The sequence below is a fragment of the Pseudomonas sp. BP8 genome (assembly GCF_017875955.1).
Lineage (GTDB): Bacteria > Pseudomonadota > Gammaproteobacteria > Pseudomonadales > Pseudomonadaceae > Aquipseudomonas.
Window position 1 is genome coordinate 1,986,828 of sequence record NZ_JAGINK010000001.1, and the last position, 20,969, is coordinate 2,007,796.

The 20,969-nt window shown below is 61.8% G+C and carries 20 protein-coding genes and 1 tRNA gene; 15 read left to right on the forward strand and 6 right to left on the reverse strand.

The window, feature by feature from the left end; genetic code table 11:
• Window position 1: 1 nt before the first annotated feature.
• The 10 genes from ybgC to J3B00_RS08735 all read left to right on the forward strand — a co-directional run bounded on the left by ybgC (window position 2) and on the right by J3B00_RS08735 (window position 7,652).
• Window positions 2-454, forward strand: coding sequence for a tol-pal system-associated acyl-CoA thioesterase (ybgC, locus tag J3B00_RS08690; RefSeq protein ID WP_209866720.1), 453 nt, complete (start codon window positions 2-4; stop codon window positions 452-454).
• Window positions 455-456: 2 nt separating this feature from the next.
• The gene (tolQ, locus tag J3B00_RS08695; RefSeq protein WP_119143916.1) at window positions 457-1,152 is read left to right on the forward strand and encodes a protein TolQ; all 696 of its coding nucleotides are present in this window, start codon (window positions 457-459) and stop codon (window positions 1,150-1,152) included.
• A 14-nt stretch (window positions 1,153-1,166) separates the two neighbouring features.
• The gene (gene tolR / locus J3B00_RS08700; protein ID WP_209866721.1) at window positions 1,167-1,619 is read left to right on the forward strand and encodes a protein TolR; all 453 of its coding nucleotides are present in this window, start codon (window positions 1,167-1,169) and stop codon (window positions 1,617-1,619) included.
• Entirely contained in the window at window positions 1,619-2,695 is a 1,077-nt protein-coding gene (gene tolA / locus J3B00_RS08705; protein WP_209866722.1) for a cell envelope integrity protein TolA, read from the forward strand. Before tolR ends, tolA begins: the two co-directional genes overlap by 1 nt.
• A 26-nt stretch (window positions 2,696-2,721) precedes the next feature.
• Window positions 2,722-3,993, forward strand: a complete 1,272-nt coding sequence (tolB, locus tag J3B00_RS08710; RefSeq protein WP_245362741.1) for a Tol-Pal system beta propeller repeat protein TolB — start codon at window positions 2,722-2,724, stop codon at window positions 3,991-3,993.
• A 54-nt stretch (window positions 3,994-4,047) separates the two neighbouring features.
• Window positions 4,048-4,548 carry a peptidoglycan-associated lipoprotein Pal gene (pal, locus tag J3B00_RS08715; RefSeq protein ID WP_012273762.1) on the forward strand — a complete coding sequence of 167 codons (501 nt, stop codon included), beginning with the start codon at window positions 4,048-4,050 and terminating at the stop codon, window positions 4,546-4,548.
• A 5-nt stretch (window positions 4,549-4,553) separates the two neighbouring features.
• Window positions 4,554-5,372: a tol-pal system protein YbgF gene (gene ybgF / locus J3B00_RS08720; protein ID WP_209866726.1), complete on the forward strand. Its 819-nt coding sequence runs from the start codon at window positions 4,554-4,556 to the stop codon at window positions 5,370-5,372.
• A gap of 803 nt (window positions 5,373-6,175) precedes the next feature.
• Window positions 6,176-6,823: a 7-carboxy-7-deazaguanine synthase QueE gene (gene queE, locus J3B00_RS08725; protein WP_209866730.1), complete on the forward strand. Its 648-nt coding sequence runs from the start codon at window positions 6,176-6,178 to the stop codon at window positions 6,821-6,823.
• A 17-nt stretch (window positions 6,824-6,840) separates the two neighbouring features.
• Window positions 6,841-7,515: a 7-cyano-7-deazaguanine synthase QueC gene (gene queC / locus J3B00_RS08730; protein ID WP_209866732.1), complete on the forward strand. Its 675-nt coding sequence runs from the start codon at window positions 6,841-6,843 to the stop codon at window positions 7,513-7,515.
• Between the two features lie 61 nt (window positions 7,516-7,576).
• A tRNA-Lys gene (locus J3B00_RS08735) sits at window positions 7,577-7,652 on the forward strand.
• 73 nt (window positions 7,653-7,725) lie between these two features.
• Here the strand turns inward: J3B00_RS08735 and J3B00_RS08740 are convergent.
• From J3B00_RS08740 to J3B00_RS08750, 3 genes are all read right to left on the reverse strand, one after another.
• A complete protein-coding gene (locus J3B00_RS08740; protein ID WP_209866735.1) occupies window positions 7,726-8,685 on the reverse strand; it encodes a cation transporter in 960 nt (319 codons plus the stop codon).
• A 130-nt stretch (window positions 8,686-8,815) separates the two neighbouring features.
• Complete coding sequence (locus J3B00_RS08745; RefSeq protein WP_209866738.1) at window positions 8,816-10,942, reverse strand: methyl-accepting chemotaxis protein; 2,127 nt, start codon at window positions 10,940-10,942, stop codon at window positions 8,816-8,818.
• 56 nt (window positions 10,943-10,998) lie between these two features.
• Window positions 10,999-12,351, reverse strand: coding sequence for an APC family permease (locus J3B00_RS08750; protein ID WP_209866740.1), 1,353 nt, complete (start codon window positions 12,349-12,351; stop codon window positions 10,999-11,001).
• Window positions 12,352-12,858: 507 nt separating this feature from the next.
• On the opposite strand from J3B00_RS08750, the gene J3B00_RS08755 reads away from it, so the two are divergent.
• Both J3B00_RS08755 and nadA read left to right on the forward strand, forming a co-directional pair.
• Window positions 12,859-14,376, forward strand: coding sequence for a YdgA family protein (locus J3B00_RS08755; RefSeq protein WP_209866742.1), 1,518 nt, complete (start codon window positions 12,859-12,861; stop codon window positions 14,374-14,376).
• A 301-nt stretch (window positions 14,377-14,677) separates the two neighbouring features.
• Window positions 14,678-15,736, forward strand: a complete 1,059-nt coding sequence (gene nadA, locus J3B00_RS08760; protein ID WP_209866744.1) for a quinolinate synthase NadA — start codon at window positions 14,678-14,680, stop codon at window positions 15,734-15,736.
• Between the two features lie 47 nt (window positions 15,737-15,783).
• Here nadA and J3B00_RS08765 read toward each other — a convergent pair whose 3' ends face one another.
• The gene (locus J3B00_RS08765; RefSeq protein WP_209866746.1) at window positions 15,784-17,217 is read right to left on the reverse strand and encodes a M48 family metalloprotease; all 1,434 of its coding nucleotides are present in this window, start codon (window positions 17,215-17,217) and stop codon (window positions 15,784-15,786) included.
• A 122-nt stretch (window positions 17,218-17,339) separates the two neighbouring features.
• Here J3B00_RS08765 and J3B00_RS08770 point away from each other — a divergent pair, with 122 nt between their 5' ends.
• Together J3B00_RS08770 and J3B00_RS08775 are read left to right on the forward strand one after the other, a co-directional pair.
• A complete protein-coding gene (locus J3B00_RS08770; protein WP_209866749.1) occupies window positions 17,340-17,579 on the forward strand; it encodes a sulfurtransferase TusA family protein in 240 nt (79 codons plus the stop codon).
• A gap of 21 nt (window positions 17,580-17,600) precedes the next feature.
• The gene (locus J3B00_RS08775) at window positions 17,601-18,671 is read left to right on the forward strand and encodes an AI-2E family transporter (protein ID WP_209866752.1); all 1,071 of its coding nucleotides are present in this window, start codon (window positions 17,601-17,603) and stop codon (window positions 18,669-18,671) included.
• 104 nt (window positions 18,672-18,775) lie between these two features.
• On the opposite strand, the gene J3B00_RS08780 is transcribed toward J3B00_RS08775, so the two are convergent.
• Together J3B00_RS08780 and J3B00_RS08785 are read right to left on the reverse strand one after the other, a co-directional pair.
• Window positions 18,776-19,249, reverse strand: a complete 474-nt coding sequence (locus tag J3B00_RS08780) for a peroxiredoxin (protein ID WP_209866755.1) — start codon at window positions 19,247-19,249, stop codon at window positions 18,776-18,778.
• A gap of 10 nt (window positions 19,250-19,259) precedes the next feature.
• Window positions 19,260-19,820, reverse strand: coding sequence for a glycine cleavage system protein R (locus J3B00_RS08785; RefSeq protein WP_119143957.1), 561 nt, complete (start codon window positions 19,818-19,820; stop codon window positions 19,260-19,262).
• 259 nt (window positions 19,821-20,079) lie between these two features.
• Between J3B00_RS08785 and dapA the strand changes: the two genes are divergently transcribed.
• Window positions 20,080-20,958: a 4-hydroxy-tetrahydrodipicolinate synthase gene (dapA, locus tag J3B00_RS08790; RefSeq protein ID WP_209866757.1), complete on the forward strand. Its 879-nt coding sequence runs from the start codon at window positions 20,080-20,082 to the stop codon at window positions 20,956-20,958.
• Window positions 20,959-20,969: the final 11 nt, after the last annotated feature.

The following is a 20,969-nucleotide window of genomic DNA, read 5'->3' on the forward strand; positions in this document are numbered from 1 at the left end:
TATGCGCGCGCAAAATGGGCTGGAATCGTTCGCACACCGCTGTCGCGTCTATTACGAAGATACCGACGCAGGTGGCGTGGTGTATTACGTCAACTACCTGAAATTCATGGAGCGTGCGCGCACCGAGCGGCTGCGACATCTGGGCTTTTCCCAGCACCAACTGGCCGGGCAAAACCTGCTGTTCGTGGTTCATTCCACTGAGGCGCGCTACCACGCGCCGGCACGTCTGGACGATGAACTGCGGGTAACCGCGCAAGTCGTTGAGTTGAACCGCGCCAGCCTGCGTTTCGTGCAGCAGGTCTGGCGGGAAAAAGATGCAACGCTGCTCTGTGAGGGGCAGTTCCTGGTGGCCGCCGTGCGCGCCGACACTTTCAAACCCCGGGCCATCCCCCCAGAGCTGCGCGACGCCTTCCTGGCGGACGGCACGGGTACTCAATCGAATGCAGGAGAATAAGCGTGGAAGCTAACGTCGTCGACCATACCTCCATGTGGAGTCTGGTCAGCAATGCCAGCATTGTGGTGCAGCTGGTAATGCTGATCCTGGTGGCCGCCTCGGTCACTTCATGGATCATGATCTTCCAGCGCAGCACAATGCTGCGCGCCGGTCGTCGTGCGCTGGATGCCTTCGAGGAGCGCTTCTGGTCAGGCATCGATCTGTCCAAGCTGTACCGTCAGGCTGGCAGCAACCCCGACCCGGATTCCGGTGTCGAACAGGTCTTCCGGGCCGGCTTCAAAGAGTTCTCGCGTCTGCGTCAGCAGCCGGGTGTGGATCCGGACGCGGTCATGGAAGGCGTTGGCCGGGCCATGCGCGTCGCGATTTCGCGTGAGGAAGAAAAGCTCGAACAGAGCCTGCCGTTCCTTGCCACCGTCGGTTCGACCAGCCCGTACATCGGTCTGTTCGGTACCGTGTGGGGCATCATGAACTCCTTCCGTGGCCTGGCTTCTGCCCAGCAGGCGACCCTCGCCACGGTAGCTCCCGGTATTGCCGAAGCCCTGATCGCCACCGCGATCGGTCTGTTCGCGGCAATCCCGGCAGTCATTGCCTACAACCGTTTCGCCGCACGCAGCGAAGTGCTGATCGGTCGTTACTACACCTTCGCCGACGAGTTCCAGGCGATCCTGCACCGTAAAGTGCACACCAGCGAAGAGTAATCAGGTAGAAACCCATGGCCCGAGTTCGCCACAAACGCAAGCCGGTCGCCGAGATGAACGTGGTGCCTTACATCGACGTGATGCTGGTGCTGCTGGTCATCTTCATGGTGACGGCGCCCATGCTCAACCAAGGGGTGAAGGTCGACCTGCCCAAGGTTTCCAGCGAAGCCTTGCCGCAGGACAACAACGTCCAGATCCTGACCATCTCGATCAAGTCCGACAAGACCTACTACTGGAACCTTGGCAGCGAGGTCGATACCGACAAGCAGATGGACAAGGCCATGACCTTGCCGGACATGACCAATGCGGTGACCAAGATCATTGCCGCTGGTCGCGACCAGGGCAAGCAGACCCAGGTCTTCATTCGTGGCGACAAGGCTGTCGATTACGGCTCGGTCATGGGCGCCATGGGCGGGTTGCAGAAGGCCGGTGTCGGTAACGTTGGCCTGATTACCGAGGCGCCCTGATGCAACAGCGAGAGCCATCCGCCTCGGAAAGCTACTTCTGGCCCAGTGTCTGGGCCATCGGCTTGCATGTGCTGGTGTTCGCGATGCTGTTCGTCAGCTTCGCCATGACACCGGAGCTGCCGCCTTCCAAGCCTATCGTTCAGGCTACGCTCTACCAGCTCAAGTCCAAGAGTCAGGCGACCACCCAGACCAATCAGAAGATTGCCGGGGAAGCGAAAAAAACCGCTTCGCGCCAGACCGAGGTCGAGCAGCTGGAACAGAAGAAGGTCGAGCAGGAGGCCGTGAAGGCTGCGGAACAAAAGAAAGCCGACGCGGCTCAAAAGGCTGAGGAGGCTCGCGAAGCCGCCGAAGCTAAAAAAGCCGAGGAAGCGGCGAAGACAGCTGAAGCCAAGAAGGCTGCCGAGGCCAAGAAAGCCGACGAAGCGAAAAAGGCAGCCGAGAAGCAGCAGGCCGACATCGCCAAGAAGAAGGCTGAAGACGAGGCGAAGAAAAAAGCCGAGGAAGAGGCCAAGAAAGACGCAGCGGAAGAGGCCAAGAAGAAAGCGGCCGAAGACGCCAAGAAAAAAGCAGCCGAGGACGCCAAGAAGAAGACGGCGGCCGAGGAAGCGAAGAAGAAGGCAGCTGAAGAGGCCAAGAAAAAGGCCGCGGCAGACGCCCAGAAGAAAAAAGCACAGGAAGCGGCCCGCAAGGCGGCGGAAGACAAGAAAGCCCAGGCCTTGGCCGAGCTGCTGTCTGATACCACCGAACGGCAACAAGCGCTGGCTGACGAGCAGGGCGACCAGGTGGCCGGTGATTTCGACGACCTGATCCGCATGCGCGCCGCCGAGGGCTGGGCGCGTCCGCCATCTGCACGCAAGGGTATGACGGTAGTTCTGCAGATCAACATGCTGCCGGACGGCACCATCACCAGCGTCAGCGTATCCCGCTCCAGTGGAGACGGCCCGTTCGACAGCTCGGCGGTGGCAGCAGTGAAGAACATTGGTCGTTTGACCGAAATGCAGGGCTTGAAGCCGAACGAGTTCAATCCGTATCGTTCATTCAAGATGACATTTACACCTGAGGATCTCGCGTTGTGATTAAACTCTTTCGAGGACTGCTGGTCATGCTCTGCTGCGTGGCAGGTATGGCCGTTGCAGAGGAAAAGAACATCCTGGTTACCAGCGGCAGTGATCGGGCCACGCCCATCGCGGTAGTGCCGTTCGGTCTGCAGGGTGGTAGCGTGCTGCCGGAAGACATGGCCGATATCATCGGCAATGACCTGCGCAACTCCGGTTACTACTCGCCGATCCCGCGGCAGAACATGATCAGCCAGCCGAGCCAGGCCAGCGAAGTCATCTTCCGCGATTGGAAAGCCTTGGGCGCCCAGTACGTGATGGTCGGCAGCATCGTGCCGTCCGGCGGCCGCCTGCAGGTGCAGTACGCGCTGTTCAACGTCGCCACCGAGCAGCAAGTGCTGACCGGCAGCGTCGCGGGCACCGTCGACCAGTTGCGCGACATGTCGCACTACATTGCCGACCAGTCGTTCGAGAAGCTCACCGGCATCAAGGGTGCGTTCTCTACCCGTATGCTGTACGTGACGGCCGAGCGCTTCTCTGCGAATAACACCCGCTACACCCTGCAGCGTTCGGACTACGACGGTGCGCGTGCGGTAACCCTGCTGCAGTCGCGTGAGCCGATCCTGTCGCCGCGCTTCGCGCCGGATGGCAAGCGTATCGCCTATGTATCGTTCGAACAGCGCCGTCCGCGCATCTTCGTCCAGCACATCGATACCGGTCGCCGTGAGCAGATCACCAACTTCCAAGGCCTCAATGGTGCTCCGGCCTGGTCGCCGGATGGTTCGCGCCTGGCGTTTGTGCTGTCCAAGGACGGCAACCCGGACATCTACGTGATGAACATGGGTTCGCGCCAGATCAGCCGTGTTACTGCCGGCCCAGGGATCAACACCGAGCCGTTCTGGGGCAAGGATGGCAACACCCTGTACTTCACCTCCGACCGTGGTGGCAAGCCGCAGATCTACAAGACTTCGGTAAGTGGCGGCAGTGCCGAGCGGGTAACTTTCGTTGGTAACTACAACGCCAACCCGAAACTTTCGGCGGACGAGAAGACCTTGGTGATGATTCATCGCCAACAGGGTTTCACCAACTTCAAGGTGGCTGCACAAGACCTGCAGCGCGGAAGTGTAAAGATTCTCTCCGAGACCAGTCTTGATGAGTCTCCCACTGTCGCGCCTAACGGCACCATGCTAATCTACGCCACCCGCCAGCAGGGCCGGGGAGTCTTGATGCTCGTGTCTCTCAACGGACGCGTGAGGCTCCCGCTTCCTACCGCGCAAGGCGAAGTCAGAGAACCGTCCTGGTCCCCTTACCTGAACTGATTGCGGCGTAATACGTTTTGCTTAACACACTGGGGTTTCATTAGGAGTTTCACGATGGAAATGCTGAAGTTTGGTAAATTCGCTGCGCTGGCTCTGGCCATGGCTGTAGCTGTAGGTTGCTCTTCGAAAGGTGGCGACAACGCCGGTGAAGGCGCTGCTGTTGATCCTAACGCTGGTTACGGTGCCAACACTGGCGCTGTTGATGGCAGCCTGAGCGAAGAAGCCGCCCTGCGCGCAATCACCACCTTCTACTTCGAATACGACAGCTCGGACCTGAAGCCAGAAGCCATGCGCGCTCTGGACGTTCACGCCAAGGACCTGAAGTCCAACGGCAACCGTGTTGTTCTGGAAGGCAACACCGACGAGCGCGGCACCCGCGAGTACAACATGGCTCTGGGTGAGCGTCGCGCCAAGGCCGTCCAGCGTTACCTGGTTCTGCAGGGCGTTTCCCCTGCACAGCTGGAACTGGTTTCCTACGGTGAAGAGCGTCCAGTTGCCACCGGCAACGACGAGCAATCCTGGGCTCAAAACCGTCGCGTAGAACTGCGTAAGTAAGTCCTATGCGAATGTGCCGCCGTGCTTTGACCGTCCTCACACTCAGCCTGCCGCTTGCGGCCTGGGCTGCGGTTCCAGTAGTAGATGACAACGCGAGCAGTTATCCGCCCGCGGGTTACGGCACGAGCGGCGCCTCTGCCGGAGTAGGGGCTTCGGCCCCTGCTTCTGCACAGGGCCAGCTGTTCATGCAGCTGCAACAGATGCAGGACCAGCTTTCCCGCCAGCAAGGCATCATCGAAGAGCTGCAAAACGATGTGTCGCGCATGAAGCAGGAAAACCTGGAGCGATACCAGGACCTGGACCGTCGCATCAACAGTGGCGCCGCGCCTGCCGCGACTCCCGATAATTCTTCAACCGGTGGCGCCCCTGGGGCTGCTGCTGGTGCAGCTGCCGGCGCTGCCGCTGGCGTTGCTGCCCAACAACCGGCCGCCAATAGCGAGCCGGGTGATCCGGCGAAAGAAAAGCTCTATTACGATGCTGCTTTCGACCTGATCAAGCAAAAGGACTTCGACAAGGCCAGTCAGGCGTTCAACGCCTTCCTGCGCAAGTACCCGAACAGTCAGTACGCCGGAAACGCGCAGTACTGGCTGGGTGAAGTGAACCTGGCCAAAGGTGACCTGCAAGGTGCCAGTCAGGCCTTTGCCAAGGTCAGCCAGTCGTATCCGAAGCACAGCAAGGTGCCTGATTCGTTGTACAAGCTGGCTGATGTCGAGCGTCGGCTTGGGCACACTGACAAGGTCAAGGGCATCCTGCAGCAGGTTGTGACTCAGTATCCTGGCACTTCTGCTGCGCAACTGGCTCAGCGTGATTTGCAGAAGCTGTGAATTGACTGTTTAAAGAAACCCGCGCCTGGCGCGGGTTTTTTTTGGCTTGGGGGTTTGGGTTGGGGGCTTATCCATTTGACGGGGTGAGGCTGCTGGCCCCTTCCGCCCTTACGGCGGGTCACTTTTTTTCTTGGAAAAAAGTAACCAAAAACCGCTTGCTCCTGCATCCGGCCCCTACGCTGCGCTGCGGGGTTCCCTCGCTCCGGTCTTGCTCCGGGAGGACCGCGCTGTACGGCCCATCCTGGGCCTCAGCGCTTTCCGGCCATCCATGGCCTCCACCTCCCTGCGCAAGACCTGCGCTCGGCCTCCTGAGGTCGCAGGTAGATCAAGATCAAGATCAAGATCAAGATCAACAGCCAGGGCAACGGCTGGCGAATCGCTGCGCTCTCGCTTTGTTTGTTTACCAGCGGATTTGTGGGGTGGCTGGCAGGGCTGCGCCCTGCGATTTGCATTGGCAGTACCGGCCTCTTCGCGGGGCAAGCCCGCTCCTACAGGTTTTTGTGAGCGCCTCAGGACCTGTAGGAGCGGGCTTGCCCCGCGAAGAGGCCCGAATATCCACCACCCATACCACTATCATAAACAACAGCAACCCAGACGCCGCCCGTAACTTCGCGACTTCATAGGGACAAAGGTAGTTGTCCGGTGACAACCGCGTGATCCAAGGTTTCTGGACGGATCCCCTCATTTTCCGGTAAAATTTGCGCCCTTTTTCCAATACGCTAACGCGGATAACGCTATGTCGAGTCCGCGACAGTGCCTGACGGAGGCAGACAGCCTGTTTAGCTGTCTCGCCCGTGGCGATCATGCAAGATACCTTACGCATCACCGAAGTCTTTTACTCGTTGCAGGGTGAAACGCGAACGGCTGGGCTGCCCACCGTTTTCGTGCGCCTGACCGGCTGCCCCCTGCGCTGCCAATACTGCGACAGTGCCTACGCTTTCACCGGTGGCACCGTGCGTACCCTCGACGATATCCTCGAACAAGTGGCAGGCTTTCGTCCGCGCTATATCTGCGTGACTGGTGGCGAGCCGCTGGCCCAGCCCAATGCCTTGCCGTTGCTCACCCGGCTGTGCGATGCCGGCTATGAAGTGTCCCTGGAAACCAGCGGCGCGCTGGATATCTCCAAGGTCGATCCGCGGGTCAGCCGGGTTGTTGATCTGAAGACGCCCGGGTCCGAAGAATCCCACCGCAATCGCTACGAGAACATCGAGCTGCTGACCCGCAATGATCAGGTCAAGTTCGTCATCTGTTCGCGCGAGGATTACGACTGGGCGGTTTCCAAACTGATCCAGTACAACCTTGAGCAGCGCGCCGGTGAGGTGCTGTTCTCGCCAAGCCACCATCAGGTCAAGGCCAGCGACCTGGCCGACTGGATTGTCGCCGACAACCTGCCCGTGCGCTTCCAGTTGCAGCTGCACAAGCAGCTGTGGAACGACGAACCGGGCCGCTGATAACGAGGAAACGGAACATGACTGAGAAACGCGCGGTAATTTTGCTGTCCGGTGGCCTCGATTCGGCCACCGTAGTCGCCATGGCCAAGGCCGAGGGCTACAGCTGCTACACCATGAGCTTTGACTACGGCCAGCGCCATCGCGCCGAGCTCGACGCGGCGGCCCGGGTCGCCCGCGACCTGGGCGTGGTCGAGCACAAAGTGATCGGCCTCAACCTTGACGGTATTGGCGGCTCGGCCCTCACTGACAGCAGCATCGACGTACCTGAGGCGCCGAGTGAAGGCATTCCGGTGACGTACGTACCGGCGCGCAACACCGTCTTTCTGTCGCTGGCCCTGGGTTGGGCCGAAGTACTCGAGGCGCGCGATATCTTCATTGGCGTCAATGCCGTGGATTACTCCGGTTATCCGGACTGCCGCCCTGAGTTCGTCGAAGCATTCGAGCGCATGGCCAACCTCGCCACCAAGGCCGGGGTAGAAGGGCAGGGCTTCCGTATTCAGGCGCCACTGCAAAACATGAGCAAGGCGCAGATCGTCCAGGCCGGCATTGCCCGTGGCGTGGACTACAGCCTCACCGTGTCCTGCTATCAGGCCGACGACCAGGGGCGCGCATGCCGCAAGTGCGACAGCTGCCGCCTGCGTGCAGACGGCTTCAAGGCTGCCGGTGTCGAAGATCCAACGCCTTATTTTTGAAATTTTTTATGATGGGGTGTTGATTTCTCGTTAGAAATCAGTATTATACGCGCCATCCAACGGGTCGTTAGCTCAGTTGGTAGAGCAGTTGGCTTTTAACCAATTGGTCGTAGGTTCGAATCCTACACGACCCACCATACGCAGTACGAAAAAGCCCGCCCCGGAAACGGAGGCGGGCTTTTTTCGTTTATGGTGTTCAAAAGCCGAAAGTTACTCCGCCCATTCCGGATCACCGGTAAACACCACCGTGATCCAGCGATCCGGCCCTTCGCCGCCTACCGCATCACCGACCTCGTTGCGCAGCGCATCCCATTCGCCGATGGTCCGCGCTGGCATGTCGGTTGGCACGATGAAGTACAGTTCGATTTCCCGCGAGCGCCCGACCTTGGCCACATAGGCGCGGTACGACTGCAGGCCGTGTTTGCTGACGAAGGCCTGGGCGACACTGTCGACATGCTGCTTGAGGTCGATCGGGGTAACCAGGAAGATCTCCGCCAGCGCTTGGCGCACCACCGACAGCGGCAACGGAATGATCACCAGGCGCACCAGGCCGAGTACCGCCGGGTCGATATACGGCGAGATCCATTCCCAGCGTGTGCCCTGGATAGCCAGGCCGACACAGAAGGCAATCAGCAGCGCCGCGGTAATGCTGGCAGACATCACCCAGCCCTTGACGTCCATGCGTACGAAGTCGGAGTTGAGCGTGCGGTTGGCGCGGGCTTCGACGATGGCGATGGTGACGCAGGCGATCACCGTCAGCACCGCATAGATCAGCGCCAGGCCGAATTCCAGGTCACGGCCGCCTTCGAGCAGGCTGCTGATGGCGTTGATCAGTGCATAGATGGCAACCCCGCTGAGGAGAATGCCGTTGAGCGCCAACACCATCGGTTCAAGGTGCCAGAAACCCATCGAGAAGCGCTCGCGCAGCTTGCGCGACATCTGTGCGCTGGTGACATGGGCGGTGATCAGTTTGACCACCACCAGCGACAGGCCGCTCATGCTTGCGTCGACCAGCGAGTAGACGCCATCGAAGACGATCGAGAACGAGCCTGAGGCAAGGCCGAAGCCAATGCCGATGGTGGCAATGAACAGGGTGACGGCGATGGAGGCGCGGAGCAGGCCTTGTTCGCAGGTCAAGTCGAAGAAGGTGGGTTTGCGTGGTGTATCCATAAGGTGAGCTCTATTCAAGGCGATACTGCTGGGGTGCCGGTGCCGGCCTCTTCGCGGGGCAAGCCCGCTCCTACAGGGTTAGCGGAGATCCTGTAGGAGCGGGCTCGCCCCGCGAAGCGGCCAGCACGGACTAAACGCGGAACTGTTCCATCAATGCCTGCTGCTGGTTGGCCAGCCGATTCAAGGCCTGGCTGACCCGGGCCGACTCATCGGCCTGGCCGGCCAGCGAATCGGTGACATCGCGAATCCCGGCGACGTTGCGGTTTACCTCTTCGGCCACCGCACTCTGCTCCTCGGCGGCCGAGGCAATCTGCAGGTTCATGTCGGTGATCACCGCCACAGCCTCGCCGATCCGCTGCAGGGCGGGCAAGGCCTGTTGCATCTGTCCGGCGCTGTCCTGGGCTTGGCGCTGGCCGTCGTGCATGGCGCCGACGACTTCCCGGGTGCCCTGCTGCAGGCCTTCGATCACCTGGCGAATCTCTTCTACCGAAACCTGGGTGCGTTGCGCCAGGTTGCGTACTTCATCGGCGACCACGGCAAAGCCACGCCCGGCCTCGCCGGCGCGGGCGGCCTCGATGGCGGCATTGAGGGCCAGCAGGTTGGTCTGCTCGGCAATCGCTCGAATCACCTCCAGTACCGAGCCGATCTGCTCGCTACGGCTTTCCAGTGAGCGCGCCTCGGCCATCGCTGCGTTCATGTCGTAGGCCAAGCGGTCGATCGCCGCGCGGGTATCGGCGACGCGTTGCAAGCCCTCGCGACTGGCCTGATCTGCACCACGCGCGGCTTGTGCTGCCTGGGCGGCGTTGTGCGCAACATCCTGGGCGGTGGCGCTCATCTCATTGGCGGCAGTGGCGACCTGCTCGATCTCGCGCTGTTGCTGCTGCATGCCGTTGCTGGTCTGGCTGGCGATTGCCGCGCACTGATCGGCGGTGCCGCGCGCTTCGTCCAGCGAGCCTTTGACCTGGGCGATCACTGGTTGCAGCTTGTCCAGGAAGCGGTTGAACCAGCCTGTCAGTTGGCCCAGCTCGTCCTGCCTGGCATAGTCCAGGCGGCGGGTCAGGTCGCCTTCGCCGCTAGCGATATCGCGCAGGCGCTCAGCCACGACAAGGATTGGTCTCGTGACCCCGCGCGCGGTCAGCCAGACCAGTAGCAGGCCAGCCACGGCGGCCCCCAGACCGATCAGCAGGCTAGTGGTATTAGCTCGCTGGTTGTCAGAGGCCAGGCGTTGATTGAGGGCGACCGCCGGCGCCTGCAGTACCGCTTCGGGCAGCTCCAGCAAAACCTGCCAGGGCGCTATGTCGGGGATCGGTGCGAACGGCCGCGAGATACGCATCTGGCCTTCATCCATGCGCTGTACTGGCTGGCCGGCGTGTATTGCCGCCAGCAGCGCCTGGCCTTGCAGGCCTATCGCCTGTGCGAGTGGCTTGCCCAGTTGCGCGCTGTCGCGGCTATGTGCCGCGAGCAATCCGGCCGGGCTGACGATGCTGACCTGGCCCTGGCCGTCGAACAGTTCCTGGCGACCGGCCAGGCTCAGTTGCTGCAAGTTGTCCAGGCCGATGTCCAGGCCGATCACGCCAATCACCTTGCCGTGGTCCAGCAAGGGCAGGGCGATGCTGGTCATCAATACCTGACGGCCATTGACCTCATCGAAGTAGGGCTCGAGCACACAGGCCCTGGCGGTCTCCTGCGGGCAGGTCAGCCAGCGGTTGTAGGGCAGGCCGTTGCTGCCGACGCGGGTGTCGGCCAGCATCGACTCGGGCATGGCCTCCGCCTCCAGGGTGCCGTGCTGCGGCTGCGACCAGTACAGCGAGAAGCGGCCACTGTCATTGCTGCCCTGGGTGGCCTGGCCGACGAAGCGGGCATCCTGCTGGTCGAGGGCGTTTGGCTGGAACACCAGGTACAGGCCGATCAGGTCGGCATTGCCCGCCAATGCGGCGCGGGCCTGGGTGGTGAGCGCTTCGCGCACGTTTCCGGCGCCTTGCTGCCGGAGTACCTGCACCAGGCGGCTGAAGCCAGTGCCGTACTGGTAGGCATCCATGAAGTAGCGCTGAATACGTAACGCTTGGGTTTCGGCGTGAGCCTGCAAGCGCAGGCGTGCGCTGTGGTCGAGCAGTTCGCTGTTGGCCGCAAACACCTCGGCTGAGCTGCGTCGGGCCTGGGTCAGCGATGTGGCCACCAACAGGGCGACGACCAGCAGCAGGCACAGGCCGGCGAGCAGGGTGATCTTCCACTGGATGGAGAGGCGGCGCAGGAGCATGGGATTTCCTTCTCGAACAGGCCGACGCCCGCGGTCAGGCGGGCGTCGAAGGGAGGTCATTCAGCGATGCAGTTGGGCGGCGCAACGCGGAAGGCCTTGGTCAGCCAGCCCAGGTAGAGCAGCCCCAGCAGGGCCCAGGCGCCGCCAAACAGCAACGAGTGCTCGTTCAGGTCGAGCCAGAGCGAGACGATGATGCAAAAGCCGATGGTCGGCAGTACCAGGTACTTGAGGGTGTTCGCCACGCCCTTGTTGCGCTTCTCGCGCAGGTAGCAGTGGTTGATCACCGACAGGTTGACGAAGCTGAACGCCACCAGCGCGCCGAAGTTGATCACCGAGGTTGCCGTGACCAGGTCGAAGAAGATCGCCGACATCGCCACCAGGCCGACCACCGCGATGTTCACCACCGGGGTCTTGTAGCGTGAGTGCAGTCGGGCAAACACCTTGCTCGGAATCACCCCGTCACGCCCCATCACGTACAGCAGGCGCGATACGCTGGTCTGCGAAGCCAGGCCCGAGGCGATGGTGTTGATCACCGTGCAGGCGATGAACACCGACTGGAACAGCTTGCCGCCGACATACAGGGCAATCTCCGGCAGTGCCGCTTCCTGGTCGTGGAAGCGCTGCATGGTCGGGAAGTAGGCCTGGATGAAGTAGGACACCAGAATGAACACCAGGCCGCCAATCAGCGCGGTCAGAAAGATCGCCCGGGGAATGGTCTTGGCCGGGTCGCGGGTTTCTTCGGACAGGCAGGTCACGGCGTCAAAGCCAAGGAACGAGAAGCAGAGGATGGTCGCGCCGGCGGCGAGGGCGCTGAACTGGGTCTGCGCATCGGCGAAGGGGCTCAGGCTCCAGGCCGTACCCAGGCCTTCGCCGTGGTCAAGGCCGCGTACGCAGAGGTAGATGAACACCGCAATGATCGCCACCTGCACCGCCACGAACAGCGCGTTGAAATGCGCCACCAGATTGATGCTGCGCATATTGACCAGGCTGATCAGGGTGACGAAACCTGCCACCCAGATCCATTGCGGCACTTCGGGGAACATCGCCGAGAGATACAGCTTGGCCAGCAGCGCGTTGACCATCGGCAGCAGCAAGTAATCGAGCAGTGACGACCAACCGACCAGAAAGCCCACGTGCGGGTTGATTGCGCGCTGGGTGTAGGTATAGGCCGAACCCGATTGGGGGAAGCGGCGTACCAGGGTGCCGTAGCTGACGGCGGTGAACAGTACGCCGAGCAGGGCCAGGATATAGGCACTGGGAACATGCCCGGCGGTGATGCCGGAGACGATGCCGAAAGTGTCGAACACGGTCATCGGCGTGAGATACGCCAAACCGATGATCACCACATGCCACAGGCGCAGGGACTTGCGCATCTGGCCGCCGCCGATAGTGTTCTGTTCAGGCTGCATGCGGGTAGCACTCCGGGGCCTGGACAGCGTAGGAGGCGTATTGCGGGCGCGACAAGGTCATGCGGGTGGGCTCCATGTTGTTTACCTTTTATGGTGGAGCGGCAGTTGGCGCGTGCGGCGCGCCTGTGTCAGGTCGTGCTGGGTGGATCTGGGCAGGTGGACGAAGGGTGATCGCGGCGCTGCTTGTCTTTGATCGGCGGGCGCTCGATTGCGTGGTGAAAATAAAAAACGATTAGCCCATTCTCGTCAAGTTAAACATGACAAGGTGTTACGGCAATACGATCGTAATCGGCTATTTAAGCCTTTATGCTGCTTTTTGGTGCATTTTTTGTCTTTTATGATCGATTATGATGTTCGTAAAAATTTACGAATAGAGTTTTGCTCGGAACATTCAGGCAACAATTTCCACACTGATGACGCCGCATCAGGCGATCGTCGGTGCTACCCTTTGCGCCCCCGCGCGACGTCTGTTGCGCCTAGCCCTATGGACAGCACTCGGTTCAATTCATGAAGAAATCAGTAGGCATCCTTTCCGGTCTGGCCGTTGCCATCGCCGTTGCAGCCATCGCTGGCGCCTGGTACACCGGCAAGCAATTGCCTGCCGAGCTGGCCAGCTCGGTCGCCCGCGCCAACCAGGAAATGACCAAGGCCACCACCGGCACCGGCGGCAGCATGGCCCTGGAGTTGGTCTCGTTGGAGCGGCACTTCTTCTCCAGCACCGCGCATTACCGGCTCAAGGCCAAGGATGTCTGGCTAGGCGAGGGCGAGGCGCTGAACTTTGACGTGGGTATTGTCGATCAGCTCGAGCACGGGCCGTTTCCATGGTCGCGGGTCAAGGCCCTGAAGCTGATGCCGGTGATGGTTGCCAGCAACGGCAGCCTGGAAAAGGATGACTACACCGCGGCCTGGTTCAACGCCGCTGGCGACCGGTCGCCGGTCACTGCGCAGGTCAGCGTCGGCTACGGCGGTCACATCGACAGCGATATCCGCCTGGCGCCGGTCAAGTTCAACGAGCCTGATGGCAATACCCTGGACTTCTCTGGCCTGCAGCTGCTGCTCAGCGGCGACAGCGAAGGCAAGGCGGTGAAGATCCACGGCAATGCCGGGCGCTTGGACATGAAACTGGTCGGTGACGACCATCCGCCCGCAAGCTTTACCTTTGAGGGCCTGAAGATCGGCGGCAATCTGGCCAGCACCGGCTATGACATGGTCTATGTCGGCAACCTCGACCTGCTCCTCGGGCAGATCCAGGCGACTCTCGGGCCGAAACAGGAAGTGCTCTTGCTCAAGGGGCTGGAGCAAAACAACCTGTACAGCGCCGAAGGCAAGGACAAGCTCGGTGGGCGTATCGAGTACAAGGTGTCCGACATCAGCTACGCGGGTCGCCAGGTGGGTAGCGCGCAGATGGTAGTGACCCTGAAGTCGCTGGATATTCCCGCACTGCAATCACTGGCCGAGTGGTACCAGACCAAGGTGCCTGAAGTGCAGGAAATGCAGCGCGCCACAGCGGCGGGCGAGCCGCTGCCTTCGTTCAACATGAGCGAGGAAGAGAAGGTCAAGGTTCAAGCCGACTTGCAGAAGCTCCTCGTCGCCAAGCCGAAACTGGCCATCGAGGACCTTTCGTTCAAGACTGCCAATGGCCAGAGCCGCTTCAGCCTGGCGCTGGACTTCGCCAACCCGGCGTCGTTCGATCTGCCGCCTGACCAGCTCGGCAAGCAACTGGTCAGCCAGCTGAAGGGCGAGCTGTCGCTGTCCAAGCCAATGATCGGCGACCTGGCGACCCTGCAGGCCCTGCTTGAAGGCCAGAGCGATGCCCAGGCCATCGCCCAGCAGTCGAGCCAGGCCGGCGAGATGGTCGGCATGATGGCGCTGCAGAGCGGCATGGCCACGGTGAAGGGCGACGACGTAGTGTCGAGCTTGCACTATGCCGATGGCATGGTCGATTTCAACGGCAAGAAGATGACCCTCGAGGAGTTCGCCATGATCCTCGGTGCGCACTTGGCTGCACTGTCGCCGCAGGGCTGATCGTCGTTGGCTGGGCTGGCCCCAATGCCAGTTCGCTAATACCGGGTCGCCGGGTTTGGGGCTGCAGAGCAGCCCCGGCTTCTTGACTGGCTGCAAGTGTGCTGTAGCTGCCGGAGAACGCGGGCAAGCCACAAAAATAGCTTTTGCATTGACCTGATTGTCTGTAGCCTTCGGCGCGATAATAATCCCCGCCCGCAGAGGGCCGTGAGGGCCTGCGTGCCGTCCGGCACCAATAGCCGATCTGCCAGGGCTGGGTGATACACTCGACTGACGCGCACGCGCGCCCGCAGGTCCAGCGATCATGACCCAGATTTCCGAACGCCTGTTGGTTCAAGCTCATCTTGACGCCAAGCAGCCTAATCCCCTGACGCCCGCGCAGGAGGCCGAGTACCGTGCGGCCATCGCCGCCGAGCTCAAGGCCCAGAACGCCGTTCTGGTCGCCCACTTCTACTGTGATCCGGTGATCCAGGCGCTGGCCGAAGAAACCGGCGGGTGTGTCTCCGACTCACTGGAGATGGCCCGTTTCGGCAAGAATCACCCTGCCGATACGGTGATCGTTGCTGGCGTGCGCTTCATGGGCGAGACAGCCAAGATCCTCACCCCGGAAAAACGCATCCTCATGCCGACCCTCGAAGCGACCTGCTCGCTCGACCTGGGTTGCCCGGTAGAAGAGTTCTCGGCGTTCTGCGACAAGCACCCGGAGCGAACCGTGGTGGTCTATGCCAATACCTCTGCTGCGGTAAAGGCCCGTGCCGACTGGGTGGTGACCTCCAGCTGCGCGCTGGAAATCGTCGAGACCCTGATGGACAACGGTGAGACCATCATCTGGGGCCCCGACCAGCACCTGGGTCGCTACATTCAGAAGAAGACTGGCGCCGACATGCTGCTGTGGGACGGTGCCTGCATCGTCCATGAAGAGTTCAAGTCGCGGCAGTTGGCCGACATGAAAGCGCTGTACCCGGATGCCGCGATCCTGGTGCACCCGGAGTCGCCGGAGTCGGTGATCGACCTGGCTGATGCGGTGGGCTCTACCAGCCAGTTGATTGCAGCCGCGCAGACCCTGCCAAACAAGACCTTTATCGTCGCGACCGACAGCGGCATCTTCTACAAGATGCAGCAGCTGTGCCCGGACAAGGAATTCGTTGCGGCGCCGACTGCCGGTAATGGTGGGTCGTGCCGTAGCTGTGCGCACTGCCCGTGGATGGCGATGAATACCCTGGAGCGCTTGCTCGACTGCCTGCAGAAGGGCAGTAACGAGATCCTCGTCGACCCGGCGTTGATTCCGCGGGCGATCAAGCCGCTCAAGCGCATGCTCGACTTCGCCCAGGCTGCGCGGATGAAGCTGTCAGGTAACGCCTGATCTCTGCGTAACGAGGGCCGCTTTGCGGCCCCGGTACACCCATCGTCCTAGCGCATCATGTCCTTGACCATGCGCTGCTGCTCAAGAATCTGCCGCTGGCGCGCATCGATCTGCGACGCCAGGGGGAAGTTGCTCCCCGCCCGCCGCTTGGCAAAATCAAGTTGCTGCACCGCCTGGTCAAAATCGCCGACCAAGGTGAAGTACTCGGCCCGCGCTCGATGCAGGCCAATGGTATTGCCCGACAAACCGCGCACCTCGGCCACCTCGTACCAGACATCCGGATCATCCGGGCGCTTCTTGACCAGATCATCCAGCACCTTCTCCGCTTCGGCTGGCTTGCTCTGCTTGATCAGCAGGTCTGCACGCAGTTGTTGCAGCGGATAATTGCTGGGATACAGGCCGCGCAGCCGCTCGACCCGCTGCTGGGCATCGGCCAGGCGGTTGTTGGTGATGTCCAGGTCGACCTGCGCCAGGTTGTAGGTGAGGTCGTTGGGCGCCTTGGCCAGCAGCGGCTTGAGGTTCTCGCGCGCTTCGTTGAGACGGCCACCCTTGATCTGCGCCAGCGCCAAGCCATAGCGCGCAGCATCGAGGTTGGGATTCTGGTCGAGCTGATCACGAAAGCGCTTGGCCGCAAGCCCTGGGGTCTCTTCATAGGTCAAGGCAACGCGGGCGCGGATCAGCTGGTAGCGCAGGCTGTCCTCGACGCCGCCCTTGGGCATCTGTTCGGCACGGTTGCGGGTGTCGGCGATCCGCGACTCGGTGACCGGGTGAGTCAGGAGAAACTCTGGCGGCTTGGCGCCATAGCGGTACTGCCGCGCCAGACGTTCGAACATGCTCGGCATGGTGCGCGGATCGAAGCCGGCTTTCTCAAGGTTCTGGATGCCGATGCGGTCGGCTTCCTGTTCGTTCTGTCGAGAGAAGCGCCGCTGCTCCTGAATCGCCGCCGCCTGGGTGCCGGCGATCAGGCCGATACCGGCGTCCCCGCCACCGCCCGCCGCCAGTACGATGCCCGCCAGCAGCGCGGCCATCATCGGCAGTTGCATGCGCTGCTGGGCCTCGACCCCGCGAGCGAAGTGGCGTTGCGACAAGTGCGCCAGTTCGTGGGCCAGCACCGAGGCATATTCGCCTTCGCTCTGGGCATTGAGAAACAGCCCGCCGTTGACCCCGACGATCCCGCCGGGGGCGGCGAAGGCGTTGAGTTCGCGGCTGTCGATCAGGATGAATTCCAGGCGTCGGTCCTGCAGTTGGCTGGTTTCAGCCAGCTTGTACACGCTGGTCTCGACGTAGTCCTTGAGCTGCGGGTCGTTCAACTGCTTGACGTTGCCCCGCAGCAGGCTCAGCCAGGCACGGCCAAGTTCATGCTCCTGTTGCGGTGAAACGATGGCAGAACTGGCATCGCCCAGTGACGGCAGGTCGTCGGCATGGCCGGGGACGGCCATCAGGCAGGCCAGCGTCAGCAGGGTGGGGCGCAGTAGATTCATGCATGAAGCTCGCGTCGGGTCAAAGATCCCTACTGTAGCCCGCTCACACCTTGGCGACCAGTGGCGGTATCCTACGAAGCTTGTCTGCCATGCACTGTTGTCCCCGCCAGGAGCCCCCTCGGATGATTGATACCCTGACCTGCGACGCCGAACTCGACGCCAGCGGGCTGAACTGCCCCTTGCCACTGCTCAAGGCAAAAATGGAACTCAATCGCCTGGCCAGCGGCGCAGTGCTCAAAGTGATTGCCACCGACGCCGGTTCGCAACGCGACTTCAGCACTTTTGCCCGCTTGTCCGGTCATACGCTGCTGCACGAAACGGCCGAGTCCGGCACCTATACCTACTGGCTGCGCAAGGCCTGAGTTTTCTCCCAAGGATCGTCAATGTTCAAAGTGCTTCGCGACTGGATGCAGCGCTACTTCTCCGACGAGGAGGCGGTGGTGCTGGCGGTCCTGCTGTTCCTGGCTTTCACTGCGGTACTGACCCTGGGCGGCATGCTCGCGCCGGTGTTGGCGGGGCTGGTCCTGGCCTTTCTCATGCAGGGGCTGGTCAACGCCCTGGAGCGGCTGAAGGTACCCAGCGGTGTTGCGGTCGGGGTGGTGTTCGCCCTGTTCATGGGGGCCTTGGCGGTGTTTCTGCTGGTGCTGGTGCCGCTGCTCTGGCATCAGTTGATCACGCTGTTCAACGAGTTGCCGGGGATGCTCGGCAAATGGCAGTCGCTGCTGTTGCTGCTGCCAGAGCGTTATCCGCACCTGGTGAGCGACGAGCAGGTGCTGCGCGCGATCGAGTCGGTGCGCGGCGAGATCGGCAAGTTCGGCCAGTGGGCGTTGACCTTCTCCCTGTCGAGCCTGCCGCTGCTGGTCAACGCCATGATCTACCTGGTGCTGGTGCCGATCCTGGTGTTCTTCTTCCTCAAGGACCGCGAGCTGATCGCCCGTTGGGTCAGCGGTTACCTGCCGCGTGAGCGCACCCTGCTGACGCGGGTGGGCGACGAGATGAACCGGCAGATCGCCAACTATATTCGCGGCAAGGGCATCGAGATCCTGATCTGTGGGATCGCCACCTACATCGCCTTTATCAGTCTGGGGCTCAACTACGCAGCGTTGCTGGCGCTGTTGGTGGGGCTGTCGGTGGTGGTGCCGTATGTGGGGGCGGTGGTGGTGACCGTGCCGGTGACGCTGATCGCGCTGTTCCAGTGGGGCTGGGGTGATCAGTTCATCTACCTGATGGCGGTGTACGCGATCATCCAGGCGCTGGATGGCAACGTGCTGGTGCCGCTGTTGTTCTCCGAGGCGGTCAGCCTGCACCCGGTGGCGATCATCTGCGCGGTGTTGCTGTTTGGCGGGCTGTGGGGCTTTTGGGGGATCTTCTTTGCGATCCCGCTGGCGACCTTGTTCAAGGCCGTGCTGGATGCCTGGCCGCGGCAAGAGCCAGCGGTAGCACCGCTGCTCTGATCACTGGGGCCGCTCCCGCGGGATCGCACGCCTCAATGGGCTGCGCCAACCTTGTGCGAGCGGCCTTGTGTCGCGAAAGGGCTGCGCAGCAGCCCCAACCGATCTCAAGCCTTGTGCAGGGCCTCAGCCGCTGCCAGCACGGCATCGACATGCCCCGGCACCTTCACCCCACGCCATTCCTGACGCAGTACTCCATCCTTGTCGATCAGGAAGGTGCTGCGGTCCACCCCCAGGTATTCCTTGCCATACAGCTTCTTCAGCTTGATCACATCGAACAGCTGGCACAGCGCCTCGTCCTTGTCGCTGATCAGCTCAAAGGTAAAGCCCTGCTTGGCCTTGAAGTTCTCATGCGACTTGATGCCGTCGCGCGATACGCCAAACACCACGGTATTGGCAGCCTGGAACGCTGCATGCTGATCGCGAAAGCCTTGGCCTTCGGTGGTGCAGCCCGGGGTGCTGTCCTTCGGGTAGAAGTACAAAACCACTTGCTGACCCTTGAGTTCAGCGAGGCTCACAGCCTGGCCGCTGGTGGCCTGGGCCTGGAAATCGGCAACGGGTTGGTCGAGTGCTACGGCCATGGGAGTTTCCTTACATCGGGTTCTGTGGGCGCCACGGTTCGATCAGCGCATCCAGGTTCAGTGCGTCGGCAAAGTCCAGGAACTGGTCACGCAGCCAGCTGATCTGGGTGCCGGCCGGCAAGACCACGGTGAACTGGGCATTGAGCATGCTGCTGCCAGTCTGCGGGGCCAGGTAGGTATCGCAGGTCATGGCTTCCAGCTCGACCTGATGGTCAAGGAAGAACTGGCACAGCTCGTTGATGATGTCCGGGCGGTAGGCAGCGCTGACATACGCCACATAGGGCAGGGCCTGCGGGCGCACTTCCTGATCGGCGCTACGCACCACGTCGAGGGTCAGGCCGTGCTTCTTGCCCAGGCCCGGCAGGGTGGCTTCGAGGCGCGCCAGGGCGTCCCAGCTGCCCCCGACCTGCAAGACCAGGGCACTGGTTTCACCATGGCGCGACAGGCGCGAGGTGACCACCGCGCAGCGATTGTCGACGGCGGCACGGCTGAGGACATTGGCCAGCTCCATGGGATTAGGGCCCAAGGCACTGATGACAAGGAATTGTTCGCGGACTGTGGGGGTGGACATGCAGCATTCCTAAAGCGATGAGCGGTCGGGGCAGGACGGGGGCTAGCCTCCTTTCTGCAGGGTCCCGGGCCGGTATGGGCGGTCATGGACGCACGCGGGGAGCACTGTCGACGGCCCGACGGGCCGCGCTGCACCGATCAAAGGATCAAGGGTATCGAAAAGCCGCGCCGAGGGGAATGCTCCGCCCGCCAGCTTCGCTTGTGCAAGGCCGGTAGCGCCAGTACCATTACCGCTCTCTTTTTCCGGCAGGAGCAGTTACATGATTGCGGGCAGTATGGTGGCATTGGTCACACCCATGGATGCACAAGGGCGTCTTGATTGGGATAGCCTCGGCAAACTTGTAGACTTCCACCTGGAAAAAGGCACTCACGCGATCGTCGCCGTCGGTACCACCGGCGAGTCGGCAACCCTTGATGTCGAAGAGCACATCCAGGTCATCGAGTTCGTGGTCAAGCGGGTTGCCGGGCGTATCCCGGTCATCGCTGGCACCGGTGCCAACTCCACCTCCGAAGCCGTGCACCTGACCCAGAACGCCAAGAATGCCGGCGCCGACGCCTGCCTGTTGGTAGTGCCTTACTACAACAAGCCGACCCAGGAAGGCCTGTACCTGCACTTCAAGCACATCGCCGAATCGGTCGACATTCCGCAGATTCTCTACAACGTTCCCGGCCGCACCTCCTGCGACATGCAGGCCGAGACCGTGATCCGCCTGTCGAGCGTGCCGAACATCATCGGCATCAAGGAAGCCACCGGCGACCTGGCCCGGGCCAAGGCCATCCTCGACGGCGTCAGCAAGGACTTCATCGTGCTGTCTGGCGATGACCCGACTGCAGTCGAGCTGATCCTGCTGGGCGGCAAGGGCAACATCTCCGTCACCGCCAACGTCGCCCCGCGCGAAATGGCCGATCTGTGCGAGGCCGCCCTTGAGGGCAATGCCGAGAAGGCCCGCGCGATCAACGAACAACTCATGCCGCTGCACAAGGACCTGTTCTGCGAGGCCAACCCGATTCCGGTGAAGTGGGCACTCGTGGAGATGGGCTTGATGCATAAAGGTATTCGCCTGCCACTGACCTGGCTGAGCGACAATTGTCACGAAAAAGTCCGTACTGCCTTGAGCCAGTCCGGCGTACTGGTTTAATCGAGGAAGTA